At 66.4% G+C, this 26,535-nt stretch carries 21 protein-coding genes; 15 read left to right on the top strand and 6 right to left on the bottom strand.

Features of this window, described 5'->3' with window-relative positions; genetic code table 11:
- Nucleotides 1-481: 481 nt before the first annotated feature.
- Nucleotides 482-1,408 carry a dihydroorotate dehydrogenase gene (locus tag Q0K12_RS07960; protein ID WP_297261771.1) on the bottom strand — a complete coding sequence of 309 codons (927 nt, stop codon included), beginning with the start codon at nucleotides 1,406-1,408 and terminating at the stop codon, nucleotides 482-484.
- 38 nt (nucleotides 1,409-1,446) lie between these two features.
- Nucleotides 1,447-2,256, bottom strand: a complete 810-nt coding sequence (locus Q0K12_RS07955; RefSeq protein ID WP_297261769.1) for a dihydroorotate dehydrogenase electron transfer subunit — start codon at nucleotides 2,254-2,256, stop codon at nucleotides 1,447-1,449.
- Nucleotides 2,257-2,464: 208 nt separating this feature from the next.
- On the opposite strand from Q0K12_RS07955, the gene Q0K12_RS07950 reads away from it, so the two are divergent.
- The 6 genes from Q0K12_RS07950 (at nucleotide 2,465) to Q0K12_RS07925 (ending at nucleotide 11,737) form a co-directional block, all read left to right on the top strand.
- Entirely contained in the window at nucleotides 2,465-3,511 is a 1,047-nt protein-coding gene (locus Q0K12_RS07950) for an aspartate-semialdehyde dehydrogenase (RefSeq protein ID WP_297261767.1), read from the top strand.
- A 180-nt stretch (nucleotides 3,512-3,691) separates the two neighbouring features.
- Complete coding sequence (locus Q0K12_RS07945) at nucleotides 3,692-4,642, top strand: aminotransferase class IV (RefSeq protein WP_297261764.1); 951 nt, start codon at nucleotides 3,692-3,694, stop codon at nucleotides 4,640-4,642.
- The gene (locus Q0K12_RS07940) at nucleotides 4,642-6,237 is read left to right on the top strand and encodes a glycosyltransferase (protein ID WP_297261762.1); all 1,596 of its coding nucleotides are present in this window, start codon (nucleotides 4,642-4,644) and stop codon (nucleotides 6,235-6,237) included. The genes Q0K12_RS07945 and Q0K12_RS07940 overlap by 1 nt, the downstream gene beginning before the upstream one ends.
- On the top strand, nucleotides 6,234-7,145 hold the full coding sequence (locus tag Q0K12_RS07935; protein ID WP_297261760.1) for an ATP-binding protein: 912 nt from the start codon (nucleotides 6,234-6,236) through the stop codon (nucleotides 7,143-7,145). The genes Q0K12_RS07940 and Q0K12_RS07935 overlap by 4 nt, the downstream gene beginning before the upstream one ends.
- A 749-nt stretch (nucleotides 7,146-7,894) precedes the next feature.
- Nucleotides 7,895-8,689, top strand: a complete 795-nt coding sequence (locus Q0K12_RS07930) for an acyltransferase (protein WP_297261758.1) — start codon at nucleotides 7,895-7,897, stop codon at nucleotides 8,687-8,689.
- Nucleotides 8,690-8,692: 3 nt separating this feature from the next.
- Nucleotides 8,693-11,737 (top strand): DEAD/DEAH box helicase, encoded by a 3,045-nt coding sequence (locus Q0K12_RS07925; protein WP_297261755.1) that lies wholly within the window; start codon nucleotides 8,693-8,695, stop codon nucleotides 11,735-11,737.
- A gap of 397 nt (nucleotides 11,738-12,134) precedes the next feature.
- On the opposite strand, the gene Q0K12_RS07920 is transcribed toward Q0K12_RS07925, so the two are convergent.
- Nucleotides 12,135-13,010, bottom strand: coding sequence for a methylenetetrahydrofolate reductase (locus Q0K12_RS07920; protein ID WP_297261753.1), 876 nt, complete (start codon nucleotides 13,008-13,010; stop codon nucleotides 12,135-12,137).
- Between the two features lie 514 nt (nucleotides 13,011-13,524).
- Here Q0K12_RS07920 and Q0K12_RS07915 point away from each other — a divergent pair.
- Genes Q0K12_RS07915 through Q0K12_RS07875 form a run of 9 tightly spaced genes read left to right on the top strand, consistent with a single transcriptional unit; the run spans nucleotide 13,525 to nucleotide 22,239 of the window.
- Nucleotides 13,525-17,352: a proton-conducting transporter membrane subunit gene (locus tag Q0K12_RS07915; RefSeq protein ID WP_297261751.1), complete on the top strand. Its 3,828-nt coding sequence runs from the start codon at nucleotides 13,525-13,527 to the stop codon at nucleotides 17,350-17,352.
- Complete coding sequence (locus Q0K12_RS07910; protein WP_297261749.1) at nucleotides 17,349-18,311, top strand: complex I subunit 1 family protein; 963 nt, start codon at nucleotides 17,349-17,351, stop codon at nucleotides 18,309-18,311. Before Q0K12_RS07915 ends, Q0K12_RS07910 begins: the two co-directional genes overlap by 4 nt.
- A gap of 10 nt (nucleotides 18,312-18,321) precedes the next feature.
- Nucleotides 18,322-18,771, top strand: coding sequence for an NADH-quinone oxidoreductase subunit NuoB (nuoB, locus tag Q0K12_RS07905; RefSeq protein ID WP_297261747.1), 450 nt, complete (start codon nucleotides 18,322-18,324; stop codon nucleotides 18,769-18,771).
- 19 nt (nucleotides 18,772-18,790) lie between these two features.
- On the top strand, nucleotides 18,791-18,988 hold the full coding sequence (locus Q0K12_RS07900) for a hypothetical protein (RefSeq protein WP_297261745.1): 198 nt from the start codon (nucleotides 18,791-18,793) through the stop codon (nucleotides 18,986-18,988).
- Between the two features lie 2 nt (nucleotides 18,989-18,990).
- On the top strand, nucleotides 18,991-19,575 hold the full coding sequence (locus tag Q0K12_RS07895) for a 4Fe-4S binding protein (RefSeq protein WP_297261743.1): 585 nt from the start codon (nucleotides 18,991-18,993) through the stop codon (nucleotides 19,573-19,575).
- Nucleotides 19,576-19,601: 26 nt separating this feature from the next.
- Nucleotides 19,602-20,138, top strand: a complete 537-nt coding sequence (locus Q0K12_RS07890) for an NADH-quinone oxidoreductase subunit C (RefSeq protein WP_297261741.1) — start codon at nucleotides 19,602-19,604, stop codon at nucleotides 20,136-20,138.
- The gene (locus tag Q0K12_RS07885) at nucleotides 20,135-21,223 is read left to right on the top strand and encodes a nickel-dependent hydrogenase large subunit (RefSeq protein WP_297261739.1); all 1,089 of its coding nucleotides are present in this window, start codon (nucleotides 20,135-20,137) and stop codon (nucleotides 21,221-21,223) included. Before Q0K12_RS07890 ends, Q0K12_RS07885 begins: the two co-directional genes overlap by 4 nt.
- 10 nt (nucleotides 21,224-21,233) lie before the next feature.
- Nucleotides 21,234-21,602, top strand: coding sequence for a hydrogenase maturation nickel metallochaperone HypA (locus tag Q0K12_RS07880; protein WP_297261737.1), 369 nt, complete (start codon nucleotides 21,234-21,236; stop codon nucleotides 21,600-21,602).
- A 4-nt stretch (nucleotides 21,603-21,606) separates the two neighbouring features.
- Nucleotides 21,607-22,239, top strand: a complete 633-nt coding sequence (locus Q0K12_RS07875; protein ID WP_297261735.1) for a 4Fe-4S dicluster domain-containing protein — start codon at nucleotides 21,607-21,609, stop codon at nucleotides 22,237-22,239.
- Nucleotides 22,240-22,947: 708 nt separating this feature from the next.
- On the opposite strand, the gene Q0K12_RS07870 is transcribed toward Q0K12_RS07875, so the two are convergent.
- The 3 genes from Q0K12_RS07870 to Q0K12_RS07860 form a co-directional block, all read right to left on the bottom strand.
- Nucleotides 22,948-23,778, bottom strand: coding sequence for a histidinol-phosphatase (locus tag Q0K12_RS07870; protein ID WP_297261734.1), 831 nt, complete (start codon nucleotides 23,776-23,778; stop codon nucleotides 22,948-22,950).
- 165 nt (nucleotides 23,779-23,943) lie between these two features.
- On the bottom strand, nucleotides 23,944-25,362 hold the full coding sequence (gltA, locus tag Q0K12_RS07865) for an NADPH-dependent glutamate synthase (protein ID WP_297261732.1): 1,419 nt from the start codon (nucleotides 25,360-25,362) through the stop codon (nucleotides 23,944-23,946).
- Nucleotides 25,352-26,191 (bottom strand): sulfide/dihydroorotate dehydrogenase-like FAD/NAD-binding protein, encoded by an 840-nt coding sequence (locus Q0K12_RS07860; RefSeq protein ID WP_297261730.1) that lies wholly within the window; start codon nucleotides 26,189-26,191, stop codon nucleotides 25,352-25,354. Before Q0K12_RS07860 ends, gltA begins: the two co-directional genes overlap by 11 nt.
- Between the last annotated feature and the right edge of the window lie 344 nt (nucleotides 26,192-26,535).

Below are 26,535 nucleotides of genomic sequence, written 5' to 3'. Positions count from 1 at the left end.
GCGGAGCGACCCCGCCCCAGAGGCAAGCGGAGTATACAGGGCTTGTTTTTTTGATCTATTGAAATTATTGTAAAATTCTTTGGAAGACCTTGGCGGAGGGCTTCCCCTTCCCCCCAACCCGGCAGCGAAGAGCGTTGCAGGCCCCAGGGCCTGTCAACACAAATTTTACATATTATTTCAATAGATAAGGTAGTTCATTCATATAAACTCCGCTTGCCCTCAGGGGGTAGCTGCCTCGTCCTCGGTATCCTCCCCTGATAAAAGCGCGCTGGGGAAGGGATGGGGGGCTTGGGGGGAAGGATGACGAGAACGCCTTTTCTCGCTCCGCTGTGAAAAGGCTGGGCCCTCCCGCGCAGGCGGCGACCGAAAGGCGGCCCGCAGGGCCGTGCCCGTTAGGCGACGAAGGAGCCTTACGGGCATCGACAGCAGAGCGAGGGGTTTCTCTTCCTCCCAAACAGGCAGTAAATAGTATTGACAGGCCCTAGCCCGTGACCAGCGCGCCGCGCAGACCGTCCAGGCTGTCGACGTTCAGGCGGCGGCAGGCTTCCGGCAGGTCGTCCGCCAGCGCAAAGGCCGCGTCGGGCCGCATGAAGCTGGCCGTGCCGATCTGCACGGCGGAGGCTCCCACGAGGATGAATTCCAAAATGTCCTCGGCCGTGGTGATGCCGCCGATGCCGATGACCGGGATGTCCACGGCCTGCGCCACCTGCCAGACGCAGCGCAGGGCCACGGGCTTGATGGCCGGGCCGGAGAGCCCGCCGATGACGTTGGCCAGGCGCGGCGCGCGGCGGGCCACATCCACGGCCATGCCGGAAAGGGTGTTGATGCAGGAGAGCATGTCCGCCCCGGCATCGGCCACGGCGCGGGCCATGCCCGCGATGTCGGTCACGTTGGGCGAGAGCTTGACGATGACCGGCTTGTGCGGCGCGGCGTCCACCACGGCGCGGGTGACGGCCGCGGCCTGCGCCGGGTCCTGTCCGAAGAGGATGCCGCCCTGCTTCACGTTGGGGCAGGAGATGTTGACTTCCAGCGCGGCCACGCCTTCGGCCTCGTCCAGCCGGGCGGCCAGCTCCGCGAATTCGGCGGCGGAGGTGGCATAGAGGTTGGCCACCACGGGCGTCTCCTCCCAGGGCAGGCGCGGCAGCTTGTCGCGCAAAAAGCTGTCCACGCCGTCGTTTTGCAGGCCCACGGCATTGAGCATGCCGGCCGTGGTCTCCACGATGCGCGGGCAGGGATTGCCGTCGCGCGGCTGCAGGGAAAGCCCCTTGACCACCATCCCGCCCAGCCGGGACAGATCGCCGTAGGGCGCGAATTCCGTTCCGTAGCCGAAGGTGCCGGAGGCGGTCATGACGGGATTTTTCAGGCGCAGTTCATGCCTGCGCCCACGAAGCGTAACGGAAAGATCCATGCTGCCCCCCAGAGGAAGATGGCGCCGTCGGGCGACGCTTAAAGTTCGATCTGATCAGCCCAGAAAATGGGGCCGTGATTGCAGGTCTGCACCAGACCGCCGCGCTTGGCGGGCACGGGCCAGGTCTCCGTGGTGCGGGTCACGCAGCCGAGGCAGGCCCCCACGCCGCAGGCCATGCGGTTCTCCAGCGAGAGCTGGCAGCGCGCGCCGTATTCCAGCGCGAAGCGCCGCACGGTCTTCAGGAAGGGCAGCGGCCCGCAGGCCAGCACCAGTCCCTTTTGCTCGGCATTGTCCCGGATGCGCTCCTGCAGGGTGAAGATGAGATTGTCCAGATCGCCGGGTTCGGTCTCGCGCAGGCTGTCCAGCGGCACATGTTCGTTGATGCTGTCCACGGGGTAGCAGCTCAGCGGTTCGCGGTGGCCGAAGAGCATGGCCACGTTCCAGGGCTTGGGATGCTGGTTGACGTAACCCACGAAGGGCGCGATGCCCATGCCGCCGGCCAGCAGCAGGGTGGGCGTTTCGGGCTCCACGGCAAAGCCGTTGCCCAGCGGCCCCCAGACGCGGACCTTGTCCCCTTCGCGCAGGGAGGCCATGCGCTGCGTCCCCTTGCCCTGCACCTGGAAGAAGCAGATGAGGTGGCGCGCCGTCATGTGACAGATGCCGAAGGGACGCGCCCACGGGATCTCCAGACCGAAGGATACCGGGCGCACCATGACGAATTGCCCCGGCCGCCAGCCGTCCCAGTCCGGGCGGGTGAGGCGCAGGGCAAAGAAACGGCTTTCCTGACCCGTCTGGCCGAAGGGCACGAGGTCAAGCACCGTCAAAAGGCAGGAACTTTGCTGTGACATGGAGGCACTATAAAAAAGATGCCCGCTCCCGGTCAACTGCCCGGGCGGCGAACTCCGCCCCGGGCGCGGGAAGGCGGCGGGCGGCGGGCGCATGGCGGCCGGGGCGCGCCGGAGGCTCTTCCCTTTTGCGGCGTTGCCGGATATGATGCTCCGTTCCGGCAGGCGCGCAGTGCGCCGCCCTCATATCCGCTCGGTGAGGAGAGACATCATGAGCAAAAAGTTGACCGTGGCTGTTGTGGGCGCTACCGGCGCCGTGGGTCGTGAAATGTTGAAGACCCTGCATGACCGTCAGTTCCCGGCCACGGAAGTACGCGCGTTCGCGTCGGCGCGTTCGGCGGGCAGCAAGGTTCCCTTCGGCGACACGGAACTGACCGTGCAGGAGCTGAAGGAAGACGTGTTCGAGGGTATCGACATCGCCATCTTTTCCGCCGGCGGCGGCACGTCCGAGACCTTTGCCCCGCATGCGGCCCACGCGGGCTGCGTGGTGGTGGACAACTCCTCGCAGTGGCGCATGGACGACCGCTGTCCGCTGGTGGTGCCCGAAGTGAATCCCGACGCCCTGGCCGGGCATAACGGCATCATCGCCAACCCCAATTGTTCCACCATTCAGATGCTGGTGGCCCTCAAGCCCATCTACGACGCCGTGGGCATCCGGCGCGTGGTGGTGTCCACCTATCAGGCCGTGTCCGGCACCGGGCAGAAGGGCCTCGAAGAGCTGGAACGCCAGACCCGCGATCTCTTCAACCTGCGCGATCCCGAGTGCAAGGCCTATCCCTACCGCATCGCCTTCAACGTGCTGCCGCATATCGACGTCTTCCTTGACAACGACTACACCAAGGAAGAAATGAAGATGACCAACGAGACCGTGAAGATCTTCAACGATCCCACGGTCAAGGTGACGGCCACCTGCGTGCGCGTGCCGGTGTTCTTCGGTCATGCGGAATCCGTCAACGTGGAGACCGTGAAGAAGATGACCGCCAAGGAATGCCGCATCCTGCTTTCCCAGGCGCCGGGGGTCAAGGTGTTCGACAATCCGCGCGAGAAGCTCTATCCCATGCCCGCCTACATCGCGGGCGACGACGAGACCTATGTGGGCCGCATCCGCGAGGACGAGAGCATCGAGAACGGCCTCAACATGTGGATCGTGGCCGACAACGTGCGCAAGGGCGCGGCGCTCAATGCCGTGCAGATCGCCGAAGAGCTGCTGCGGCGCGACCTCGTGCGCGTGACGGATCGCAACGTCTTCATGTCCTAGAGCCTTTTCCGTGTGGAACGTTCGCGTTTCACACCCTACGGCCTGGCGTTTCGCGGAAAAAACGCGGTTTTCCCGCCGAGCCGAGCCGGGCCGGGCGGCGCCGTGCCGCGGGACCGCCATCGAACAGCAACGGGCCGCCGCGTTCCGGAGGGAACGGCGGCCCTTTCCAAGGGGGCAATCATGGAAGCTGTAGGTTACGACGTTTATTTGCGCGCCCTGCTGGACGCGCCCCATCCCGGCGTGGACAAGGTGCTGGCCTTCTATGATCACCGCGTTGGCCATATCTGCACGGATGCCCGGCTGATGTTGTTGCCGCTGGATGACCATCTGTGTCACCGCGGCGACGGTCTCTTTGAGAGCATCAATTTCCGCGACGGCAGGATATTCGCCCTCGACGACCATCTGGCCCGCCTGCGCAACGGGACGGAGGCCATCCGCCTTACGCCGCCCTGCTCGTGGGAAGAACTGCGCCAGCGCATCCTGGACGTGGCGCGCGCCTCCGGCGAGTCGCACGGCGACATCCGCCTGCTGCTGGGGCGCGGGCCGGGCGGCTTCGGCATCTCGCCGGACGAGTGTCCGCAGTCCACGCTCTACATCGTGGCCATCCGTTCCCCTCTGCCCGGGGCGGACGTCTACGAAAAGGGGCTGACGGCCTTCACCAGCGACATCCCCCCCAAGCAGCAGTATCTGGCCAAGATCAAGAGCACCAACTATCTGCCCAATGTCTTCATGGCCCGCGAAGCCCGCGAAAAGGGCATGGACGTGGCCGTGACCTTTGACGAACACGGCTGCATGTGCGAAGCCGCCATCGCCAATATCGGCATCGTGGACAAGGACGGCGTGCTCGTCGCGCCGGACATGCGGCACATCCTGGCCGGCACGTCCATGCAGGCCGCTTTCCGCGTGGCGCCGCAGCGCATGCCCGTGGCCCAGCGCGACATCCGCCACGAGGACATCGCCTCGGCCCGCGAGATGCTGCTTTTCACCAGCGCCACGCTCTGCGTGGCCGTGACGCATTTTGACGGCAAGCCCATCGGACGGGACGAGCAGGCGGGCAGGCCCGGGCCCGTGGCGCTCTGGCTCAAGGACGCCCTGCTCGAACACATGCTTGCCACGGGTACGCCGTTCTGATGCGCGTGCTCATCGTGGCCCTGCAGTCCCCGGAGGCCAGCCGGGGCGGAGACGGCGTGCCGGCGGCCGCCTCCCCGTCCGCGGCCGCGCCGCAGGGACTGCTGCCCGGCGAAGCGCGGGCGGAACAGGAACAGGCGCTCGCTCTGGCGCGCGGCATGCGCGACGCCGGCCGCTGGGCCCCGCTCATCGTCTGCCGGCGGGAAAGCTGGCTGGCGGAACGCGCCCAGGAGCTGGGCCTGCCCTGCGTCACGCTGGGGCAGGGCGGAGCGGCGTGGACCTTTGCCCGTATGCGTCTCTGGTGGCGCTTCCGGCGGCAGAAACATCTGCTCATCCAGACGCTGGGGACGGAGTCCGTCAGCTGGGGCGCGCGTCTTGCCGCCTGGCGACGGCCTTTCGGCGAGCGGGCCACCCTGCTGGCGCACGCCTTCCCCGTGCGGCCGCCGTCGGCCGAATTCCTCCGTTCCCGCCGCAGCCGCGACCTCATGGCCGCCCGGAAGATCCTTTGCGGCAGCGAGCATGTGCGCGAACGCCTGCATGACGCGAGCTGCAATGAGGATTCCTCCTCCGCCGGTCTGCCCGGCGAGCGGCTGGAGCGCTTCCTCCCCTGCGTGGACGCCGACCGCCTGCGGACGGAGAAGACGCCCCGGCGCGAAGGCGCGAACTTCGTTTTTGCCATGACCGAGAGTTTCCTGCCCCAGTCCGGCGCGCTCCCCGTGCTGCAGGCCATGCTGCTGCTCCAGCAGCAAACCGATCTGCCCCCGTGGGAAGTGCGCCTCTTCGGCAACGGCTCCCGCTGCGGCGAGATCTGGGAGGAAGCGCGCGCCCTCGGCGTGGAGTCCCGCCTGTGCCTGCTGGGCCCGCAGCCTCTTGCCGAGGCCCTGCGCCGCTGTGACGTGTGGCTGGCCCCGGGACAGGCCGACGCGGAGATCCCTTCCACCTTCTGGGCGGGCTTCGTGGCCGGGATCCCCGTCATCTACAGTCTGAGCCATCTGCACCGCGAATTCCTGGGCCATGAGCGGCCCTGCCTGCCTTTGTCCGCCGTTTCGCCGGAAAAGCTGGCGGAAGCCATGCGCCGTCCGCTGCTCGACGCGAAAGCCCGCGCCCAGCTGGCGGAGCAGGCCGCCCGGACGGCCGCCGCCGTGGACGGGGCGGTGCTGGCCGAACATCTCCGCGAGACCTATACCCAATGGGCCGAGGCCTGGGGCTGGCTCGACGCCGCCGACCACGAAGCCCTTGCCCCGCAGGAAGACATGCCGTCCGCGGCGGAAGACGTCGCGCCGCCAAAGGACGCCGCTCCCGCCTCTTCCACGCTCGAAGCCGGACCGTCCCCGGCTGTGGCCGCTCCCGCCGAGAGCACTGTGGCGACTCCTTGCGACGCATCTTCCGCCCCTTTCCCCGACCATCCCGTTGACGTCGCCGCCGAGGCGTCCGACGCTGCCGCTCCCGTGCCCGCTTCCGCGTCCGCTTCTCCGGACGAGCGCGCGCCCGCGGGCGGAGAAGCCGCCGAAACGGCATCCCCGGCATCATCTCCGGTCCCCGACCGGCCCCGCACCTCCAAACCACGGACGAAAAAGCGTCCGCGCGAGAACGCATGAAATGTAAGATCTGCAAGGCGCAGGCCGTGGTGGCCCTGCGCAGCCACAATGCCGCCTTTTGTCCCGACTGCTATCTTGATTTCTTTTCCCGCCAGGTGGCCAGAGGCATCGAAGGCCAAAAGCTCTTCACCCGGGAGGAACGCATCCTCGTGGCCCTTTCCGGCGGCAAGGATTCGCTGGCCCTCATGCTGGAGCTCTCCCGCCAGGGCTACGACGTGACCGGCCTGCATATCGACCTCGGCATCCCCGGCTCCTCGCAGGCCGCCCGCGCCGTGGTGGAACGCTTCTGCGAGCGGCACGGCCTGCGCCTCATGGTCAAGGACATGACCGCCGAGGGCCTGCCCATCCCGCTGGTCAAGGAACGCCTCAACCGTCCGGTCTGCTCGGCCTGCGGCAAGATAAAACGCCACTTCTTCAACAAGGCCGCGCTGGACGGCGGCTTTGACGCCCTCGCCACCGGCCACAACCTCGATGACGAGGTGGCGCGCCTGTTCAGCAATACCCTGCGCTGGGATACGGCCTACCTCTCGGATCAGGGCCCGCGCCTCGACGGCGAAGACGGCTTCGCCCGCAAGGTCAAACCCCTCTGGCGGCTCACCGAATTCGAGACCGCCAATTACGCGTTCCTCATGGGCATCGAACATCACGTCGCTGCCTGCCCCTACAGCCCCGGAGCCAGCTTTTCCGTGCTCAAGGGCATCATGCAGCGCCTCGAAGCCGCCATGCCCGGCCGCAAGCTGGACTTCTACCAAGGCTTCCTCCAGCGCGGACGCCCCGTCTTCGCCCGCCGCGAAGCCGAACACGGCGACCCCCTCGCCCCCTGCACCCGCTGCGGCTACCCCACCTCCTCCGGCGATACCTGCGGCGTCTGCCGCATCCGCGCCGCCCTGGCCGGAGAGCAGGCGTAGAGCCTGTTTATCAAGATGTAGATGAATTGGGGGGAAGGGGAACCCCTCCGCCGGCGCTGGAGGGGTTCCCCTTCCCCCCAAGCCCCCCATCCCTTCCCCAGCGCGCTTTTGCCAGGGGGAACCTGTGTCAAATATTCCCCCAAATTTTTTGCGGGGATGTCTTGGAGGACAGGCGCTCTTGTCGTTGCGGCATATCCCTCTGACATGTCACCGGGGGACGGAGGAGACGGCGGGAGGCTGTCGTGCCGCGTCATCCCGTCTGTGATCCTGACAAACGTTTTCGGAAGGGAGAGGGGGAGCACGAGGGGGAGAGGGAGACCCTTTTCTGGAACATTTTCAGTTTGAAACGCTTCGCGTTTCAAACCATACGGCCTGTCGTTTCGCGGAAAAAACGCGGTTTTTCCGCTCACTTTTGGCCGGGCGGCGCTGTGCCGCCGCCTCGCGCTTTGCCTTTTTTCAAGGCAAAACGCTCTCAAGGGGCTCCCTCTCCCCCTCGTAAAAAAAACGCTCCGGTGCAACCGGAGGGCGGGGATTTTTTTTGCTGTCGTGCGGCGTGTTCTTCTGGTATGTTGCCGGGGGACGGAGGAGACGGCGGGAGGCTGTCGTGCCGCGTCATCCCGTCTGTGACCCTGACAAAAGTTTTCGGAAGGGAGAGGGGGAGCGCGAGGGGGAGAGGGGCCCCTTTTTCAAAAGGGGGCCCCTCTCCCCCTCGCCCCAAACCCCCTTCCCCAAGCAAAAGAGGAGCCCGAATGAGCCTTTGGCGCAAGATCCGGGAGCGGGGGCTGACGCCCGCCAATGTCATCAGTTACGCGAGCCTGCGGATCATGCAGGATGGCGGCAGGCTGCTGGGGACGCTGCGGCTGCGCTGCAAGGCGCGTTTTCTTGGGGTGGATATGGGCGCGGGGGTGAGCGCGCACGGCCCGGTGGGGCTCATGCGCTGGCCGGGCAGCAGCATCGAGATCGGCGCGGGGTGCAGCTTCATTTCTTCGTGGCGGCGGGCCACGGCGGCCACGGTGCTGGCGCCGTGCCGTCTGCGGACGTTCGGCCCCGGCGCGCGGATCGTGCTGGGGGAGGGCTGCCAGCTCACGGGGGCGGCGCTGACGGCGCGTTCCACCAGCATCAAACTGGGGCGGCAGGTGATGCTTGCGCCCAATTGCATCGTGGTGGATTCGGATTTCCATGCCCCGTGGCCGCCGGAGCGGCGTTGCGTCGATCCGGGGCTGGAGCATGACGCGCCGGTGGAGATCGGCGATCATGCCTGGCTGGGCATGGGCTGCATGGTGCTGAAGGGCGTCACCATCGGGCACGGGGCCATCATCGGCGCGGGCAGCGTGGTAACGCGCGACGTGCCGCCCTTGTGCGTGGCGGCGGGGGCTCCCGCGCGGGTGGTGCGGCGTCTGACGGCCTGCGAGGCGGCAGGATTGTGCGTGCCGCCGGAGGAGGGCCTGAGCGAATCCGTGGATGTGGGGCACGCGGCCAACAGCCTGAGCGGGGACGGCGCGACGATGGAGACGGGCGAAACGAGCGGGCCGGCCGGAGAATAGTCCGTGCCGGTGGATGAATACATAGAAAAACTGCTGGCATCGCCGCGCTTTGCCGGACAGATACGGACGCACCGCCTGTTGCCGGGGCGGGACGCGCGGTTTGCGGATTCGCGCCTGCCGTGGCCGGCGGCCATGCGGCGGCTGCTGGAAGCGCGGGGGCTGGAGCGGCTGTATGCGCATCAGGCGCTGGCCACGGACTATGTGCGCTCCGGGCGATCGGTGGTGGTGGCCACGCCCACGGCCAGCGGCAAGAGCCTCGTCTATCATCTGCCCGTGTTGGAGCGTTACCTGCAGGACCCGGACGCCCGGGCCCTGTATCTTTTTCCCCTCAAGGCGCTGGCGCAGGATCAGCTTTCGAGCTTCAACAGCCTGTGCGCCCTGTGGCCGGAGATCAGCCGTCCACGGGCGGCCCTGTACGACGGGGACACTTCGGAGCATTTCCGGCGCAAGATCCGGCGGGACCCGCCGCAGGTGCTGATCAGCAATCCCGAGATGCTGCATCTGGCCATCCTGCCGCATCATGAGCAGTGGGCCGCTTTTCTGGCGGGACTGTCCCATGTGGTGGTGGACGAGGCCCATACCTACCGCGGGGTCTTCGGGGCGCACATGGCGCAGGTGTTCCGGCGGCTCAACCGGCTTGCCGGGCGCTACGGCGCGCGGCCGACCTATATTTTCTGCACGGCCACGGTGGGCAATCCCGGCGAACTGGCGGCGGCGCTCTGCGGAGCGGACGAGGCGGACGGTCTGCCCGCGCCCGTGGTGGTGGACGAATCCGGCGCGCCGCAGGGACCGCGCCATGTGGTCTTTCTGGATCCCGAACAAAGTCCGTCCACGGCGGCCATCGATCTGCTCAAGGCCGCGCTGGCCCGCGAGCTGCGCACCATCGTCTATTGCCGTTCCCGGCGCATGACCGAACTCATCAGCCTTTGGGCGGGGAGCCTGCACGGAGCGTATGCCGGAAAGATCGCGGCCTACCGGGCGGGCTATCTGCCGGAAGAGCGGCGGGACATCGAGGCGCGCATGGCCTCGGGCGAGCTGCTGGCCGTGGTCAGCACCAGCGCGCTGGAACTGGGCATCGACATCGGCGGGCTGGATGTCTGCATCCTGGTGGGCTATCCCGGCACGGTCATGGCGACGCTGCAGCGCGGCGGCCGCGTGGGCCGGGCGCAGCAGGAGTCCGCGGTGCTGCTGGTGGCTGGGGAGGACGCGCTCGATCAGTATTTTATGCGCCATCCGGACGATTTTTTCAGCCGTCCGCCGGAGAAGGCGGTGGTCAACCCTGATAACGAGGTGATCCTCTCCCGGCATCTGGAATGCGCGGCGGCGGAGATGCCGTTGCGGGAGGGGGAGGGCTGGCTGCGGCAGGCGGCGGTACGGGAGGCCGTGCGGCAGCTTGAGCGGACGGGCACGCTCTTGCGCAGCGCGGAGGGAGATCAGTGGCTGGCGGCCCGCAAGCGGCCCCAGCGGCTGGTGGATCTGCGCGGCGCGGGGCAATCCTGCGTCATCGAGGACACGGAAGGGCGCATCATCGGCTCGGTGGACGGCTGGCGCGCCTGGCGGGAGACGCATCCCGGCGCGGTCTATCTGCATCAGGGCAAAAGCTATGTGGTGCAGGAGCTGGACGTCGAGCGCGGCCGGGTGCTGGTGCGGCCGGAAAAGGTGGGCTGGTTTACGCGGGTGCGGGGCCAGAAGAGCACGGACATCCTGGAAGAGACGGAGCGCCGTCCGCTGGGCCGGGGCATGGTCTGCCGGGGCCGCCTGCGGATCATGGATCAGGTCACGGGCTACGAGAAGCGCAGCACCTCCGGCAACCGCCTGCTGACCATCGTCCCGCTGGACGCGCCGCCGCATGTCTTTGAGACGGAAGGGCTGTGGTACGTCTTTCCCGACAGCACGCGCCTGCGGCTGGAAGAAGCGTTCGTGCATTTCATGGGGGCCATCCATGCGCTGGAACATGCGGCCATCGGCCTGCTGCCCCTGCTGGTCATGGCGGACCGCAACGATTTCGGCGGCATCTCCATCCCGCTGCATCCGCAGACCGGCCTGCCGGGCGTGTTCATTTATGACGGCCTGCCCGGCGGCGCGGGCCTGACGCGCCAGGCCTTCCCGCAAGCCGGGGAGCTGCTGCGCCTGAGCCGGGAGGCTATCGCCTCCTGCCCCTGCGAGGACGGTTGTCCTTCCTGCGTGCATTCGCCCAAGTGCGGTTCGGGTAACCGCCCCATCAGCAAGGCCGGGGCCGTGGCGCTGGTGGATGACGTGCTGGCCCCGGGCGGCGAGGCCGAAGGCGAGGCGCTGGAACGGGAATGGCGTTGTTCGCCCGCTCCGGATCGCGGGCTGGGCAGTGCGGGCGAGGAGGGCGCTGCCGCCGGGGCGCGGCGGGAGCGGACAGGCCCGCCAGCCGCGACGCCTGCCGCCCATGCGGAGCGGCCGGACAGGCTGCCGGGCTCCGATGCGCCGGAAAGAGCGGCTGCGGCGGCCCCGGCTGCGGCGGAACTCTCCGAGGAGGGCGTGCCGCCCTTCGTGGTGCTGGACGTGGAGACCCGGCGCAGCGCCGCCGAGGTGGGCGGCTGGCATCGGGCCGGGGAAATGGGCGTGAGCGTGGCCGTGCTCTACGACAGCCGGGACGGGCGGTTCCATACCTACCGGCAGGAAGAGCTGGCGGCTTGCTTCGACCGCCTGCGGGACGCGCCGCTGGTGGTGGGCTTCAATTCCTTCCGTTTCGATTACGCCGTGCTCCAGCCTTTCGCGGGCTTTTCCCTGAAGGAGCTGCCCGGCCTCGATCTGCTGCAATGCCTGCAGGAACGTCTGCATTACCGCGTATCGCTGGACAATGTGGCGCAGGCCACCCTTGACGAGGGCAAGAGCGCCGACGGCCTGCAGGCCCTGCGCTGGTGGAAGGAGGGCCGCGTGGAGGAGATCGCCGCCTATTGCCGCAAGGATGTGGACGTTACCCGCCGGGTCTATCTTTTCGGATGGAAAAACGGTTACGTGCTCTTCCGCAACAAGGCCGGACAGCGGGTGCGCGTGCCGCTGGATCTCCGGCGCTGAAGCACGGACGACGCCTGTGCGGGCTTGTCGTTCCTGTGAGCTGTTTGTTTGGGGGGAAGGGGAACCCCTCGCGTTGCTGTCGATGCCCGTAGCTTCCTTCGTCGCAACGGGCACGGCCTTCGGCCGCCTTTCGGTCGCGCTCTGCTGTCGATGCCCGTAAGGCTCCTGCGTCGCCTAGGGCGTATCAACACAAATTTTACAAATAATTTCAGCAAATAAAACGAATACTTTCTATACGCTCCGCTTGCCTTTGGGGCGGGGATGCCTCGTGGCCCTGACTCTCCCTTGGCAAAAGCGCGCTGGGGAAGGGATGGGGGGGCTTGGGGGGAAGGGGAACCCCTCCCGCGCCGGCGGAGGGGTTCCCCTTCCCCCCAAACAAATACGCGCGCCGCGGTCGTTACAGTCCGGCTTCTTCCACGAGGCGCAGGCACATGTCGGCCTTGTTGAGGGTGTAGAGGTGGATGCCGGGCGCGCCTTCATCGAGCAGACGGCGGATCTGACGCACGGCGAAGCGCAGGCCGGCCTCGCGCACGGCTTCCACGCCGCCGGTCTTGTTGGCTTCTTCCAGTTCCAGATAGAACTTGCCGGGGATGTTGGCCCCGCAGAGGCGCAGCACACGGCGCAGGGAGTCGAAGCTCTGGATGGGCAGGATGCCGGGGATGACCGGCGTGGTGAAGCCCTGCGCCCGCAGGCCGCGCACCAGTTCCACATATTCGCGGACATCGAAAAAGAGCTGCGTCACGACGAAGTCCGCGCCCGCCGCGATCTTTTCGGCCAGATGGTGCCTGTCCGCCGCAAAGCTGGGCGATTCGGGATGCGGGCAGGGATACCCGGCCACGGCCACGCCCATGTCCGGCATCTGTCGCCGGATGAAACGCACGAGATCCAGCGCATGGCGGAAGCGCCCGGCCTCCCAGTCCCACTGCGGCTGATCCGCCGGGGCGTCGCCCCGCAGGGCCAGCACGTCCTGCACGCCGGCGGCATGCAGCTCTTCCAGGAAGGCGCTGATGCGTTCCTGTTCCGCGCCCACGCAGGTCAGGTGGGCCATGACCTGGAAACCGCGCCGGACGAGCTCCGCCGTGACGGACAGGGTGTTTTGCTGCTTGCCGCCGCCTGCGCCGTACGTCACCGAGGCAAAGAGCGGACCGGCGGCCTTGAGGCGGGCCGCCGTCTCGTAGAAGGCGGACAATTGCGCCGGGTCGGACGGCGGGAAGAATTCGAAGGAAATGAAGGGCTCGCGGCGTTCACGCAGCAGGCTGCCGATGGTCGTCATGGATGTGCTCCTTTCAACGGTAAGTGACGTGATGGCATATTTTGTATCAATATAACTTGATATGTCAATATAGAGCAATCCCCATTGAAAATGTGGATTGCTCTGGTAGTCGCGAGAGCGACTACCCGCAAGCGAACACACGGAAAAACCACGCTTTTTCCGTCATGTGAGGGCAGCGTCAGCAGGGAAATGGGACTCAATTTCCCTGCGAATCCGGTCTAGCCGCCCCGGCAGTGTATGTGAAGGCCGTCACGGGCCGGCCCGGGACAGGACAAGATCCGCTTGCGGAGAGGCGCAACGGCGCGGCACGCCGCCGGAGAGGGCGGGCGGCGCTGATGTCGGCAGACGAAGAGGGCGGGCTTGCTTGCAAGGAGGGGATGTTTCCGCTACGCTAGACGCTTGTGAAGGGAGTTTCTTATCCGTTTTTGCCGTTCGCCACTTCCCGCAGCGTGAAGGCCATGCACCATGCCGGGCCGCGAGGGAAAAACGCGGGCAGCCAACGTCCGGGGCGCGTATGACCATATCTACCGCAATGGCCGGTTTTCCCGTCCTTCTTGTGCCGGGACTGCTTTTTCTCCTTTTCGGAACCTGGCAGGCAGTGCGACAGCGCGAGAACCTGAAACGCCTCATCTGCTGGGGGGCGCTGCAAGACGCCGGCGTGGTGTGCATCGCCATGGCGTGTCCCGCTCCCACCTTCGCCGACGCGCTCCCCCTGTTCATCCTCTTCCAGGCCGCAACGCGGCTGCTGGCCCTGTGCGCTCTGGGCGATCTCGCCAAGGGGATCACGCCGGCGCTGAGCGCCCTGCGGGGCGTGGGGCGGCTGCGTCCGGTCAGCGGGGCGCTGCTGGGACTGGGGCTCATGGCCAGCGTGGGCGGATCGCCGTTCTTCGTGCCGGAGGCACGCCTGCGCTTCGTCCAGGGATACATCTACGGCTCGCCGCCGTCGTCGGAGTTCGCTCTGCCGCTGATGCTGCTGATGCTGGCCTGCACGCTGGTTCTCCTTGCCCTGCACCTGCATGCCGTGCAGGTGTCGCTGCTGGAAACGCGGCCCGCGCATGCCGCCGCGCTGCCGGAAGGGGGACGGCCCGGCGTCGCCGGCCTGCTGCTGGCGCTGATCGTGGCGCTGGCGGGTCTGTTCCGCAACGAACTGATGTCCTTTCTGGAAAGCGGCTGGCTGTCGCCCATCAGGCTGCATCATCCTGAACCGCATGTGGCCTTCTGGCTGTTCTATGCCGGGGCGGCGCTGGGCGGAGCGGGCTGTCTTTTGCGCAACCGGCTTGCTCCCTGGGCCGTGGTGCTGACCTCGGCGCTGGCGCTGGTCAGCGTCTTCGTCTATCCCATCAACGGCCTCTCCCAGTTTTTCCTTGTTCTCATCGGTCTGGTGGCCCTAGTGGTCAGCCTCTATTCGCTGGACTACATGGCCCATGACGAGCATCCGGCGCGCTACTGGTTCTTCCTGCCCCTGACTTTCGCCGCGCTGGCGGGCATCGTGAGCGAACCCAATTTCGGCGCGTTGTACGGCTACTGGGAGCTCATGACCTTCGCCTCCTATTTCCTCGTGGTGCATGAGGGACGGCGGGCGGCACTGGATGCCGGCTTCAAGTATTATCTCATGTGCGCGGGCGGCGCGCTGCTGCTCATGCCCGGCATCGCCCTGCTGGGCGACGGGAAGATGTTCTTTGGCGACGTCTTCCAGCATATGCGGGGCATGTCGGACGCCGGCCTCCAGGCCGGGCTGGTGTGCTGTCTGGCCGGCTTTGCGGTCAAGGCCGGTCTGGTGCCCCTCCATTCCTGGCTGCCGGACGCGCACCCGGCGGCGCCCTCGTCCGTGTCCGGCCCGCTGTCGGGCATCATCACCAAGATGGGCATTTTCGGGCTCCTGCTGCTGTTGATCCCGGCCGCCACGGCCCCGCTTCTCCCGGCAGGGCTCTACGGTCTTACCTGGTTCGGCACGGCGCTGGTCTTCATGGGGGCCTTCACCCTCGTCTACGGCGAGCTCATGGCCCTGCGCCAGCAGGACATCAAGCGTCTGCTGGCCTTCTCCACGCTGGGACAGCTCGGGGAGATCACCCTCACTCTGGGCGTGGGCACGGTGCTGGCCACCTACGCCACTCTGGCCCATGTGGCCATGCACGCCGTCATGAAGGATCTGCTCTTCCTCGGGGCCGGGGCGCTCATCCTGCGCGCCGGGTCCCGCCGGCTGGAAGACCTGCGCGGCCTGGGCCGGCAGATGCCGTGGACGGTGGCCTGCATGAGCGTGGGACTGATCACCATCATGGGCCTGCCGCCCTTCGGGGGCTTTTTGAGCAAATACCTCATGGTCAAGGCCGTGGTGGACGCGGGCTACCTCTGGCTGGGCGCGCTCATCCTCATCGGTTCTCTGGTGGGCGCGGTCTACTACATCCGCATCCTGAGGACGCTGGTCTTTGAACAGCGTCCGGCGCATCTGCCCGCCGTGACGGAAGCGCCCCTCTTCATGCGTCTTGCCCTGCTGGTGCTGGCCCTGCTCTGTCTGGCCCCGGGCATCGCGCCCTGGCTGCTGGACATGGTGCTGACGCCCGCCGTATCGGCTCTCGTGCGGCTGGAGACCGGCGCAAGCCTGCCTTCGCCCTTGCTGCTCATCTTCGCCGATACGGGCATCTGGCCCGCCTTCGTGGCCCTGCCGGTCTTCGGGGCGCTGGCGCCCGCCTTCTTCCCGCACAATGAACGGCTGGCCGGGCTGGCCGCGCTGCTCGTCCTGCTGCTGACCGCCGCGCTTGTGGTGGTGCAGGGGCAGTATCTGGACGCGCTCTCCTGGGGCTTTGCCCTGCTGGTGCCGCTGGTGGGCGCGCTCAACGTGGTCTATGCGCTGGGCTACATGAGCCACAGCCACAGCCAGTGGCGTTTCTACTGCGCCTTCACGGCCATGTGCGGCGGTCTCGTGGGCATGGCGGCCGCGCAGACTCTGTTCAGCTTCTTCCTTTTCTGGGAGATCATGAGCGCCTGGACGCTCTATCTGGTGCTGGCCCACGAGGGCGACGCGCTCTCCCTGCGCGAGGCCTTCAAGTACTTCTGCTTCAACGTCTGCGGCGCGGGCTTCATCTTCGTGGGGGTCTGCTTCCTGGGCGGCAATCTGGCCATGAGCGCCCGTCCCACCGAGATCGCGGCCGCCATCTCCACCTTGCAGTGGCATAATGCGGGCGCGCCCTTCGTACTGGGCTTCTGCCTCGTGGGGGTGGGCTTCCTCATGAAGGCGGCCCAGCTTCCCTTCCGCATCGACTGGCAGATGCACCCGGCCGTGGCCCCCACGCCGGTGTCGGGCTTCATTTCTTCCGTATTGCTGAAAAGTTCCATCTTCGGCCTGGTCAAGCTCTTCCTGCTGCTGGGCGGGAGCGCGCTGGCCGCGCATCTCATGTCCGGCGAGGCCCTTGACCGCATGCGCCTTGCCGCCATGTGGATCGGCGGCATCACCATCGTCTATGCGGCCCTGCAGGCGCTGGTGGCCAATCAGGTCAAGCTGGTCTTCATCTATTCCACGGTCAGCCAGATCGGCTATATGGTGCTGGCCGTGGCGGCGGGGGGCTCGCTGGGCTATGCGGGCGGCCTGTTGCACGTCGTGAACCACGTCTTCTTCAAGGATTTGCTCTTCCTCGTCTGCGGGGCGGTGATGTTCGCCAGCCACTGCGAGACGCTGGAAGATCTGGGCGGGCTGGGCCGCCGTATGCCCTTCACCCTTGCCATGTTCGCCATCGCGGGCCTGTCTGTGGTGGGCGTGCCGCCGACCAGCGGTTTCAGCTCCAAGTGGCTCATCTATCACGGACTCATGCAGGCGGGGCAGCCCCTGCTGGCCCTGCTCTCGCTGGTGGGCAGCGTCATCACCCTGGCCTATGTGGCCAAGTTCCTCCATGCCGCCTTCCTCGGGCAGCCCGCGCCGCATCTGGAGCGTATCGCCGAGGTCCCGTTCATCATGCGCCTGCCCATGGGCATCCTGGCCGTGGGCTGCGTGTTGACCGGCATCTTCCCCGGGCTGGCGCTCTGGCCCATCAATGTGGTGCTGCTGGAATACGGCCTTGCGCCGCTGCCTGTCTCCCCGGCGGGCATCGCCGTGGGCCCCGGCGCCTGGAACGCCACGGGCATGGCCGTCATGATGGCCCTGGCCGTGGGCGGCGGGGTGCTGTTCGTCAAGTGCTTCGTGCGCCTGCGTGAGATCGACGTGCATACCTGCGGTCTGCCGCCGGAGACGGCCACCAGCCGCATGAAGCCCGCAAGCATTTACGGCGGCCTTGTCCGCCTGCTGGGACAGATCCCCGGCGCGCCCGATCCCGCGCAAGGCGAGCGTGCCAGCAAGGAGCATGAAGCATGAGCGAGACCCTGTACGCCATCCTGCACATGACCCTCTTTCCCGGCGGACTCTTCGCGCTGACGCTGGGGCTCTTCTACAAGGCCCTCGACCGCCGTGTGGAAGCCCGCCTGCAGCGCCGCGTGGGGCCGCCGCTCCTCCAGCCCTGGCTGGACATCGCCAAGCTCTGCACCAAGGAGACCCTCATCCCCCGCACGGCCTGCAAGAGCGTCTTCCTGGCCGCGCCGGTGGTGGGGTTTGCGGGTATGGCCGTCTGCGCGGCCTTCATCCCCGTCCCCGGGGTCTTCGGCGGTCTGTACGATATGGGCGACCTGCTGGTGCTCTTCTACCTGCTGCCCATACCGGCCATCGCCATGATGCTGGGCGGTTCGGCCTCCAGCTCGCCCTTCGGCGCGGTGGGCTTCTCGCGTGAGATGCTGCTCATGCTGGCTTACGAGATGCCGCTGCTCATGATCCTGCTGGCCGTGGCCATGATGATCGGCTCCCAGACCGGCGGCATGGCGGAATTCTCGCTTTTGCGGATCATCGACTGGCAGCTGGCGGAAGGTTCGCTGGGCTTCCATCCGGCCATGATCCCGGCGCTGGCGGCCTACCTGATCTTCCTGCCCGGCACCATGGGCGTGGTGCCCTTCGACATTCCTGAAGCCGAGACGGAGATCATCGAGGGCCCCCTGCTGGAATACGGCGGGCCGCTGCTGGCCCTCTATCAGATGGGCGGCGCGCTCAAGACTTTCGTGGTGCTGGGGCTTGGCGTGGCGCTCTTCTTCCCGGGGCTCATCTCCGACTACTGGCCCGTTAATCTGCTCTGGTTCCTGGCCAAGTGCTTGGGCCTCATGCTGGTGTCGCTGACGCTGGTCAAGTCGGCCACCGGGCGTTTCCGCATCGATCAGGCCTTTCGTTTTTATGTGACCGTGCCCACGGCGCTGGCTCTGTGCAGCCTGCTGCTCGTCTGGGCTCTGTAAGGAGGCGGCCATGAGCCTTGATACCCTGCTCAAGAAACTGTCGGTGCGCTCGCCCTGGCTTTTCCGCATCAATGCCGGCTCCTGCAATGGCTGTGACGTGGAACTGGCCACCACGGCCTGCATCCCCCGCTATGACGTGGAGCGCTTCGGCTGCCGGTACTGCGGCAGTCCCCGCCATGCGGACATCGTGCTCATCACCGGCCCCCTCACGACCCGCGTGCGGGACCGGGTGCTGACCGTCTGGAACGAGATCCCCGAGCCCAAGGTCACGGTGGCCGTGGGCATCTGCCCCATATCCGGCGGCGTCTTTCGAGAGGGCTACTCCATCGAGGGGCCCATTTCCCGGCATATCCCGGTGGACGTCAACGTGCCCGGCTGCCCGCCGCGTCCCCAGGCCATCCTGGAAGGCGTGGTGCTGGCCAAGCAGATCTGGCTCAGGAAGCTGGGGCTGGAGGCCTAGGATGACGGCAGGGCGGAACATGGGCCACGGGGCCGCCTCGCCCCTGCGGCGGCTGCGGGCCCGGCTGGGCGGGCTGCTGCGCGGCCTCAACGAGCAGCTGACATCCCTGAACGCCCGTATGGAAGGGGAGAGCGCCTGCCGCCGTTGCGGGGTCTGTCACCATGTCTGCGGCATGCTGACGGCGCCCCGCCGCGAGAGCGGCGTCCCCAAGGAGTGAATATGGCAGGCTTTCTGAAGATTCTTTTCCGCAATCTCCTTGAGGGGCCGAGCACGGATCCCTTCCCGCTGGGAGAGACCTTTTCGCCGGAGCGCATCCGCGGTACGGTGCGCATCGATCCCGAGCTCTGCATGGGCTGCGGCATGTGCCGTTATTCCTGCACGGCCGGGGCCATCCATATCCGGCACAATGAGGACGGATCCGGCTATACCATCAGCGTCTGGCAGGACTCCTGCTGTCTGTGCGCCTCCTGCCGGCATTACTGCCCCACCGGGGCCATCACCATCGACGACGACTGGCATCATGCCCATGTGGAGGCGGACAAGTTCGGCATGCTGGAGCAGCAGACCATCACCTATGAGCCCTGCTCCCATTGCGGTTCGCTCATCCGGCCCATCCCGCTGCCGCTGGCCCGCAAACTCTATGCACACAACACGAGCCTCGATCCGGACGTCATCCGGCATCTCTGCCCCAAGTGCCGCCAGATCGAGGACGCCAAGCGCAATACCTGCCATCTGCCCGCGTCCGGCGAGGGACGGGCGCAAGATGACAGTGTGGCCGTATCGGCCTCTCCCGTGAAGAAATAAGCTGCCCGATCGGGCAAAGGATAGTCATGCAGGATATCATCAAGGGCCGTCCGGGGCTCATCGACGCGCTGACCGGCGACTGCGGCTCTCCCGCCGCCGTCCATCACAGCACGGACGCCTACGGCAACGCCTATCACTGGTTTAAGCTGCCCCAGCCGCGCCGGCTGCCGCAGGCCGCCGCCCGTCTGAAGGAGGCCGGCGCGCGCCTGTGCATGATCTCGGCGTACAACCGGCATCAGCTCAGCGAACAGCAGCAGGAGATCTGCTATCACTTCGAGCTGGAGGGCGTGATCTACAATCTGACGGTGAACCTGGGCAGCGAATGGCAGACCGTGCCGTCCATCACGCCCCTGTTCGCCAATGCCGACTGGCACGAGCGGGAAATGATGGAGCTGTACGCCATCCGTGTGGAAGGGCACCCCAACCCGCGCCGTCTCTTCCTTGACGAGGAGCTGGACGCGGGCGTGCTCAACGAGGCCGTGCCGCTGTCGGTCATGATGAACGGCGCTTGCACCACCGACCTCTGGGAACGCATCCTCAAGGACAGGGGGAACATGGCATGAGCACGCCCACGACCTTTCAAATGCCCCTCGGCCCGGTGCATGTGGCGCTTGAGGAGCCCGTCTACTTCCATCTCACCGTGGATGGCGAGATCATCCGCAAGGTGGAGCTTACCTCCGGGCATGTGCACCGCGGCATGGAAGCCCTGGCCAGCCAGCGCAACCTTATCCAGAACACCACGCTGACCGAGCGCGTCTGCTCGCTCTGTTCCAACAGCCATTCCTTCACCTACTGCATGGCCGTGGAAAACGTGCTGGGCATCGTCATCCCGCCGCGCGCCCGCTATCTGCGCGTCATGGCCGAAGAGATCAAGCGGGTGGCCTCGCACCTCTTCAATACGGCCATCCAGGCGCATATCATCGGCTACAAGTCCCTTTTCATGCACGTCATGGAAGTGCGGGAGATGATGCAGGACGTCAAGGAGACCGTCTACGGAAACCGCATGAACCTGGCGTCCAACTGCATCGGCGGCGTCAAGTGCGATGTGGAGCCCCGGCACTTCGACTACATCCTGTCCATGCTGGACAAGATGGAGCCCGCCGTGGAAGAGATCCGCGACATCTACGACAACGACCCCATGCTGCTGGGCCGCACGCGCGGTCTTGGTCTGCTGCCGCTGGAGGACGCCGTGCGGCTGGGCGTGGTGGGCCCCGTGGCCCGCGGGTCGGGCATCACGCATGACGTGCGCAAGGATTCGCCCTATGCGGCCTATCCCGAACTGGAATTCGATGTCATCCACCGGGACGGCTGCTGCGTCAACAGCCGGACGCTGGTGCGTCTGGATGAGATCTTCCAGTCCTTCCGCATCATCCGGCAGTGCTGCGAGAAGTGCCCGGACGGGCCGGTGACCGCGCCCATGAACCAGATCCACCCGGCGGAGGCCTGCGCCCGCAGCGAAGCGCCGCGCGGCGAAGTTTTCTACTACATCCGTACCAATGATACGGATATGCCGGCCCGGCTCAAGTGGCGGGTACCGTCCTACATGAACTGGGAAGCCCTCGGCGTCATGATGCGGGACTGCACCGTGGCCGATGTGGCGCTGATCACCAACAGCATCGACCCCTGCGTGTCCTGCACGGAACGCTGAGCGGCGGGGCATGCACGAGGCGGCGCTCGTTCAGGGGCTGCTCCGTACGGCCGTCCGGGCCGTGGAGGAGCACAACGCCCGGCCCGATGCCCGGCGGGTGAAGCGCATCAGCCGTCTCACCTGCCGCCTGGGGCTGCTCTCCTGCGTGGAGCCGGAGACCCTGCGGGCCTGTTTCGAGCTCTTTGCCGAGAACGGCCCGGCGCAAGGGGCCGAACTCGTGTTGGAAACGGCCCCGCTGGATTGCCGCTGTGACGCCTGCGGCGCGGCCTTTGCCTTGACCCGGCGGCATTTCGTCTGCCCGGAATGCGGCGGGGAGCGGCTGCGTTTCAGCGGCGGACACGGACTGACCCTCATGGGCCTTGATGTGGAAGCGGAGTAAAAGCATGATTGAGCATATTCAAGTTGTTCCCGACAAGTGCCGCGCCTGCCGCCGCTGCGAAGTGGCCTGCATCGCGGCCCACCACGGCATGAGCTTCAAGGAGGCCATGAAGCACCGCGACGTGCTCGTCTCGCGCGTGCAGGTGGTCAAGGCCGAGGGCTTCCGCACGACGGTGCGCTGCCATCAGTGCGAGCCCGCGCCCTGCTGCGCCATCTGCCCCACCGGGGCCCTGCAGCAGGACAAGGACGGACGCATCAACATGCGCGTACAGCTCTGTGTGGCCTGCAAGCTCTGCATCGCGGTCTGCCCCTACGGTACCATCACCCTGGATACCATCGGCATGCCGGACATGGCCGCCGACGGCACCGAGACCATGGCCCAGCGTTCCCGGCGCGAGGTGGCCGTGCGCTGCGACATGTGCAAGGCCTGGCGCGAGGAGAACGGCAAGCGCATCACCGCCTGCATGGAGGCCTGCCCGGTGCGGGCCCTGTCCATGGTGCTGCCGGACGGCAGCGTGGTGGAAGCGCCCCTGCCCGAAAAGAAGCCCGCCGCCGTGGAAAAGCCCGCCAACCCGCTGGAACCTGCGGCCCCGCTGGCGCAGGACGCCGCCCAGCCCCCGGCGCAGGATAACGCCTGACCCCGGATGATGCCCAGGTAAACACCATCCCCCGACGTGATTATGCCGGGGGATGTTTCGTTTTGGAGGGAACTGTCGATGCCCGTATGTGCACCCCACGAAAAAAAAGTGATCATGCGAGGGGGAGAGGGAAACCGTTTTGAAAAACGGTTATCCCTCTCCCCCTCGCGCTCCCCCTCTCCTTTCCCAAAACTTTTATCAGAGTACATGTCGGGCGTCGCGGACCGGCAAGGCGTCGCGTGGCTGTTTTGTCCCCCAGCGGGATGAAAAAGAGACCGGACAGCGTAAACCGTCCGGCCTTTTGTACAGACTTTGGCTGCGGTAGGGTCGGGGACGGCTTGGATGCCGTGACGCCGGAGCAGGGATGCAGTAAAGCGCGTTTGAGGAGGGGGTAGGGGTGTGGGGGGAAGAGGAACTCCTTTCCCAAAACTTTTATCAGGGTACATGTCGGGCGGCGCGGGCTGGCAAGGCGTCGCGTGGCTGTTTTGTCCCCCGTCGGGATGAAAAAGAGACCGGACAGCGCAAACCGTCCTGTTTTTTTACAGATTTTGGCTGCGGTGGGGTCGGGGGAGGGCTTGGGTGCCGTGATGCCGGAGCAGGGAGGCGGTAAAGCGCGTTTGGGGAGGGGTTGGGGGGTATGGGGGGAAGGGGAACCCCTTTGCGCGCTAGCGAAAGGGGTTCCCCTTCCCCCCACACTGACGACAGCCCCTAAAATGCTTCCCGGTGCATCCGGCCGCGCACGAACCAGACGCTTTCGGTGATGCCGAAGGCGCGGGCGTAGTTGGCGAGCTGCGGGAAGGCGTAGGCCACTTCTTCGATGCCGTGGGCGTCGGAGGCAAAGCTCACCGGCACGGACAGTTCGGCGGCAAGGCGCATGAAGGTGGGGCAGGGGTAGATCTCGCGGCAGGGCTTGCGCAGGCCGGCCGAGGAGATCTCCATGCTCATGCCGGCGTCCCGCAGTTCGGCAAGGGCGCTGCGCACCAGCGCCTGACTGTCGGCCTTGGCCAGCCAGGTATGGAACTTCTGTACGCTGAACAGCTTGATGATGTCGGGGTGGGCCGCGATGTCGAACAGGCCGGACGCGATCATGTTCCGCCAGGCGGCGAAATAGGCGCGGTAATGCTGTTCGCAGGCGTCTTGCGAGATATCCCAGTCTTCCAGCTTGTCGTCGAAGCCCCAGGTGCCGAGATAGTGGACGCTGCCGAGGCGGTAGTCGAAGTCGTAGGCGGCAGCGGCGGCGCGCACGAAGGCTTCTTCCGCATCCAGCCAGTCGAATTCCATGCCGAAGAGCACCTGACAGCGGGAGGGATCCGCTTCGGCCTGGGCCTTGAGGGCCGCCACCTCGCGCACATAATCCTCCATGTGCGCCTCGAGCTGTTCGCGGTATTCGTGGCTGTAGGTATAGCCCCGCGGGCGGGGAGAGTGCTCGCTGAAGCCGTAGAGACGCAGACCGGCGGCCTCGGCGGCGGCGTACATCTCCGCCGGGGTGTTGCGGCCGTGAGAATAGAGGGTGTGGGTGTGCAGATCCCGCAAGATCATGGCCTGTCCTTGTGGTTCCGGTCGATGCCGGGAGAGGGTGAGGGGAGCCTTGCCGCCGGGCCGGGGGAGCGCCGCAGCCTGTGGCGCGCAGGGAAAAAAAGAGGGAGCGGGAGACGCTCCGGCCAGTGCCGCACGCCTCCCGTCTCCCATGATGACGTTTGCCTGTTACATGCCGCCGAGACGGCGGACGATCTCCTGACCGGCCTTGCGGCCCGCGCCCATGGCCAGGATGACCGTGGCCGCGCCGGTGACGATGTCGCCGCCGGCGAAGACGTTGGGCAGGGAGGTTTCCCCGGTCTCTTCATTGACCTTGATGTAGCCGCGTTCGGTCTTGTCCAGCCCTTCGGTGGCTTCCAGCAGGATGGGATTGGAGCGCGTGCCCAAAGCCACGATGGCCAGATCGGTGGGCAGGTCATACTCCGAGCCCGGCACCGGCACGGGGCGGCGGCGGCCGGAGGCGTCCGGTTCGCCCAGTTCCATCTTCTGCAGGGTGACGGAAACAAGGCGCATCTCGTCGTCGCCGTTGAAGCGGACAGGCGCCGAGAGCATGGCGAATTTCACGCCTTCCTCCTCGGCATGTTCCACTTCCTCATGACGGGCGGGCATTTCCGCACGGGTACGGCGATAGACGATGTGGACGTTTTCCGCGCCCATGCGCAGGGCGGTGCGGGCGGCGTCCATAGCCACGTTGCCCGCGCCGAACACGGTAACGTTTTTGCCGAGGAAGGCCGGGGTGTCGTGGTTGGGGAAGTCGTAGGCGCGGCCGAGGTTCACGCGGGTGAGATATTCATTGGCCGAGAAGACGCCCACCAGATTCTCGCCGGGCACGCCGAGGAAGACCGGCAGGCCCGCGCCCACGCCGATGAACACGGCGTCGTATTCCTTGGCCAGTTCGGTCACGCTCACCGTGCGGCCGCCCACATGGTTGAGATGGAAGTCCACGCCGGTCTGACGCAGGCCGTTGACTTCGGTAGCCACCACGTTCTTGGGCAGACGGAAGGCCGGGATGCCGTAGATGAGCACGCCGCCCGGCTCGTGCAGGGCCTCGAACACGTCCACCTTGATGCCCGCGGCGGCGCAGACGCCCGCGCAGGTCAGCGAGGCCGGACCGGAGCCGATGCAGGCCATCTTTTTGTTGCCCAGCGGCACGGCACAGGAATTGGTGCCCGTGACCTGCTCACAGGCCGAAGAGGCGATGTGGTTGTCGGCCACGAAGCGCTCCAGACGGCCGATGGCCACAGGCTGGCCCTTGGCCTTGAGGATGCAGTTGCCTTCGCACTGGTTCTCCTGTGGGCAGACGCGGCCGCAGACGGCGGGCAGGCTGTTGGTGGTCTTGATGATGCGGTAGGCGGCGTCAAAGTTGCCGCGCGCCACCTCGCCGATGAAGTCGCGGATGGGCACTTCCACCGGGCAGCCCTTGACGCAGCGGGGATTTTTGCACTGCAGGCAGCGGGCGGCCTCCTGCATGGCCATTTCCTTGGTATAGCCGAGAGCCACTTCGTCGAAATTGCGGGCGCGCACGTCGGCAGGCTGACAGGGCATGTCCGTACGCGGGGCGACGGTCTTTTTTTCCTTAGTTTCCATGCTGGCTCCTGTACTGATCAAGGGAGATCTTCTCCTGTTCGCGGAAAGCGCCGAGACGGCGGCGCAGTTCGGCAAAATCCACCTGATGGCCGTCGAATTCGGGGCCGTCCACACAGGCGAACTTGGTCTTGCCGCCCACGGTCACGCGACAGGCGCCGCACATGCCGATGCCGTCCACCATGATGGGGTTGAGGCTGACGGTGGTGCGCACGCCGAAGGAGCGGGTGGTCTCGGCCACGGCGGCCATCATGGGCACAGGGCCCACGGCCACCACTTCGAAGACGTCCTTGTCCGTTTCCAGACGTTCGCGCAAAAGGTCGGTCACAAGGCCCTTGCGGCCATAGCTGCCGTCATCGGTGGAGATGAGCAGTTCATGGGCGAAGCTGGAAAGCTCCTTTTCAAAGAGCAGCAGATCCTTGGTGCGCGCGCCGATGACGCCCACCACGCGGTTGCCGGCCCGCCAGTGCCCCTTGGCGATGTGGTGCATGGCGGCGATGCCCGTGCCGCCGCCCACACAGACGACGGTCCCCTTTTTCTCGATATGGGTGGGTTTGCCGAGCGGCCCGCAGACGTCGAGGATGCTGTCTCCGGCCTTGAGGTCTTCCAGCAGGGCCGTACTCTTGCCCATGACCAGATAGACGATGACGATGGTCCCCTTTTCAGGGTCGGTATCGGCGATGGTGAGCGGGATGCGCTCGCCTTCGGGGCTCATGCGCAGCATGACGAAATGCCCGGGGCGGGCGTTGCGTGCGATCTGCGGCGCATGCAGGACCAGTTTGCTGGTCCTGCCCGGAATGAGGCTTTCCTTTTCCAGAATGGGTGTCGGCATGGGGCCACTCCTGCGAAAAAATGTGAATGTGCGGCAAATGATAGCCAAGGTTGCAGCGCGGCGCAACAAGCATTGTCCCCGTGAAGGCCGCTTGGCGGCGGGGGGAGCCTCGCCCTTGTCTCTTCCCCAGGTGAAAGCGCGCTGGGGAGGGGATGGGGGGCTTGGTGGGAAGGGGATCCCCTCCCGCGCCGGCAGCGACCGAAAGGCGGCCCGAGGGGCCGTGTCCGTTAGGCGAGGCAGGAGCCTTACGGACATCGACAGCAGAGCGCGACCGAAAGGCGGCCCGAGGGGCCGTGTCCGTTAGGCGAGGCAGGAGCCTTACGGACATCGACAGCAGAGCGCGA

The sequence above is a fragment of the uncultured Desulfovibrio sp. genome, from assembly GCF_944324525.1.
Lineage (GTDB): Bacteria > Desulfobacterota > Desulfovibrionia > Desulfovibrionales > Desulfovibrionaceae > Desulfovibrio.
Note: the sequence above shows the minus strand (reverse complement) of the source record. Positions and strands in the feature narration are given on the sequence as shown.

What these genes read in the sequence shown, in the direction of transcription:
- Q0K12_RS07960 (WP_297261771.1), bottom strand. Translation starts at nt 1,408, where the DNA reads ATGGATCTTTCCGTTACGCTTCGTGGGCGCAGGCATGAACTGCGCCTG.
- Q0K12_RS07955 (WP_297261769.1), bottom strand. Translation starts at nt 2,256, where the DNA reads ATGTCACAGCAAAGTTCCTGCCTTTTGACGGTGCTTGACCTCGTGCCC.
- Q0K12_RS07950 (WP_297261767.1), top strand. Translation starts at nt 2,465, where the DNA reads ATGAGCAAAAAGTTGACCGTGGCTGTTGTGGGCGCTACCGGCGCCGTG.
- Q0K12_RS07945 (WP_297261764.1), top strand. Translation starts at nt 3,692, where the DNA reads ATGGAAGCTGTAGGTTACGACGTTTATTTGCGCGCCCTGCTGGACGCG.
- Q0K12_RS07940 (WP_297261762.1), top strand. Translation starts at nt 4,642, where the DNA reads ATGCGCGTGCTCATCGTGGCCCTGCAGTCCCCGGAGGCCAGCCGGGGC.
- Q0K12_RS07935 (WP_297261760.1), top strand. Translation starts at nt 6,234, where the DNA reads ATGAAATGTAAGATCTGCAAGGCGCAGGCCGTGGTGGCCCTGCGCAGC.
- Q0K12_RS07930 (WP_297261758.1), top strand. Translation starts at nt 7,895, where the DNA reads ATGAGCCTTTGGCGCAAGATCCGGGAGCGGGGGCTGACGCCCGCCAAT.
- Q0K12_RS07920 (WP_297261753.1), bottom strand. Translation starts at nt 13,010, where the DNA reads ATGACGACCATCGGCAGCCTGCTGCGTGAACGCCGCGAGCCCTTCATT.
- Q0K12_RS07915 (WP_297261751.1), top strand. Translation starts at nt 13,525, where the DNA reads ATGACCATATCTACCGCAATGGCCGGTTTTCCCGTCCTTCTTGTGCCG.
- Q0K12_RS07910 (WP_297261749.1), top strand. Translation starts at nt 17,349, where the DNA reads ATGAGCGAGACCCTGTACGCCATCCTGCACATGACCCTCTTTCCCGGC.
- nuoB (WP_297261747.1), top strand. Translation starts at nt 18,322, where the DNA reads ATGAGCCTTGATACCCTGCTCAAGAAACTGTCGGTGCGCTCGCCCTGG.
- Q0K12_RS07900 (WP_297261745.1), top strand. Translation starts at nt 18,791, where the DNA reads ATGGGCCACGGGGCCGCCTCGCCCCTGCGGCGGCTGCGGGCCCGGCTG.
- Q0K12_RS07895 (WP_297261743.1), top strand. Translation starts at nt 18,991, where the DNA reads ATGGCAGGCTTTCTGAAGATTCTTTTCCGCAATCTCCTTGAGGGGCCG.
- Q0K12_RS07890 (WP_297261741.1), top strand. Translation starts at nt 19,602, where the DNA reads ATGCAGGATATCATCAAGGGCCGTCCGGGGCTCATCGACGCGCTGACC.
- Q0K12_RS07885 (WP_297261739.1), top strand. Translation starts at nt 20,135, where the DNA reads ATGAGCACGCCCACGACCTTTCAAATGCCCCTCGGCCCGGTGCATGTG.
- Q0K12_RS07880 (WP_297261737.1), top strand. Translation starts at nt 21,234, where the DNA reads ATGCACGAGGCGGCGCTCGTTCAGGGGCTGCTCCGTACGGCCGTCCGG.
- Q0K12_RS07875 (WP_297261735.1), top strand. Translation starts at nt 21,607, where the DNA reads ATGATTGAGCATATTCAAGTTGTTCCCGACAAGTGCCGCGCCTGCCGC.
- Q0K12_RS07870 (WP_297261734.1), bottom strand. Translation starts at nt 23,778, where the DNA reads ATGATCTTGCGGGATCTGCACACCCACACCCTCTATTCTCACGGCCGC.
- gltA (WP_297261732.1), bottom strand. Translation starts at nt 25,362, where the DNA reads ATGGAAACTAAGGAAAAAAAGACCGTCGCCCCGCGTACGGACATGCCC.
- Q0K12_RS07860 (WP_297261730.1), bottom strand. Translation starts at nt 26,191, where the DNA reads ATGCCGACACCCATTCTGGAAAAGGAAAGCCTCATTCCGGGCAGGACC.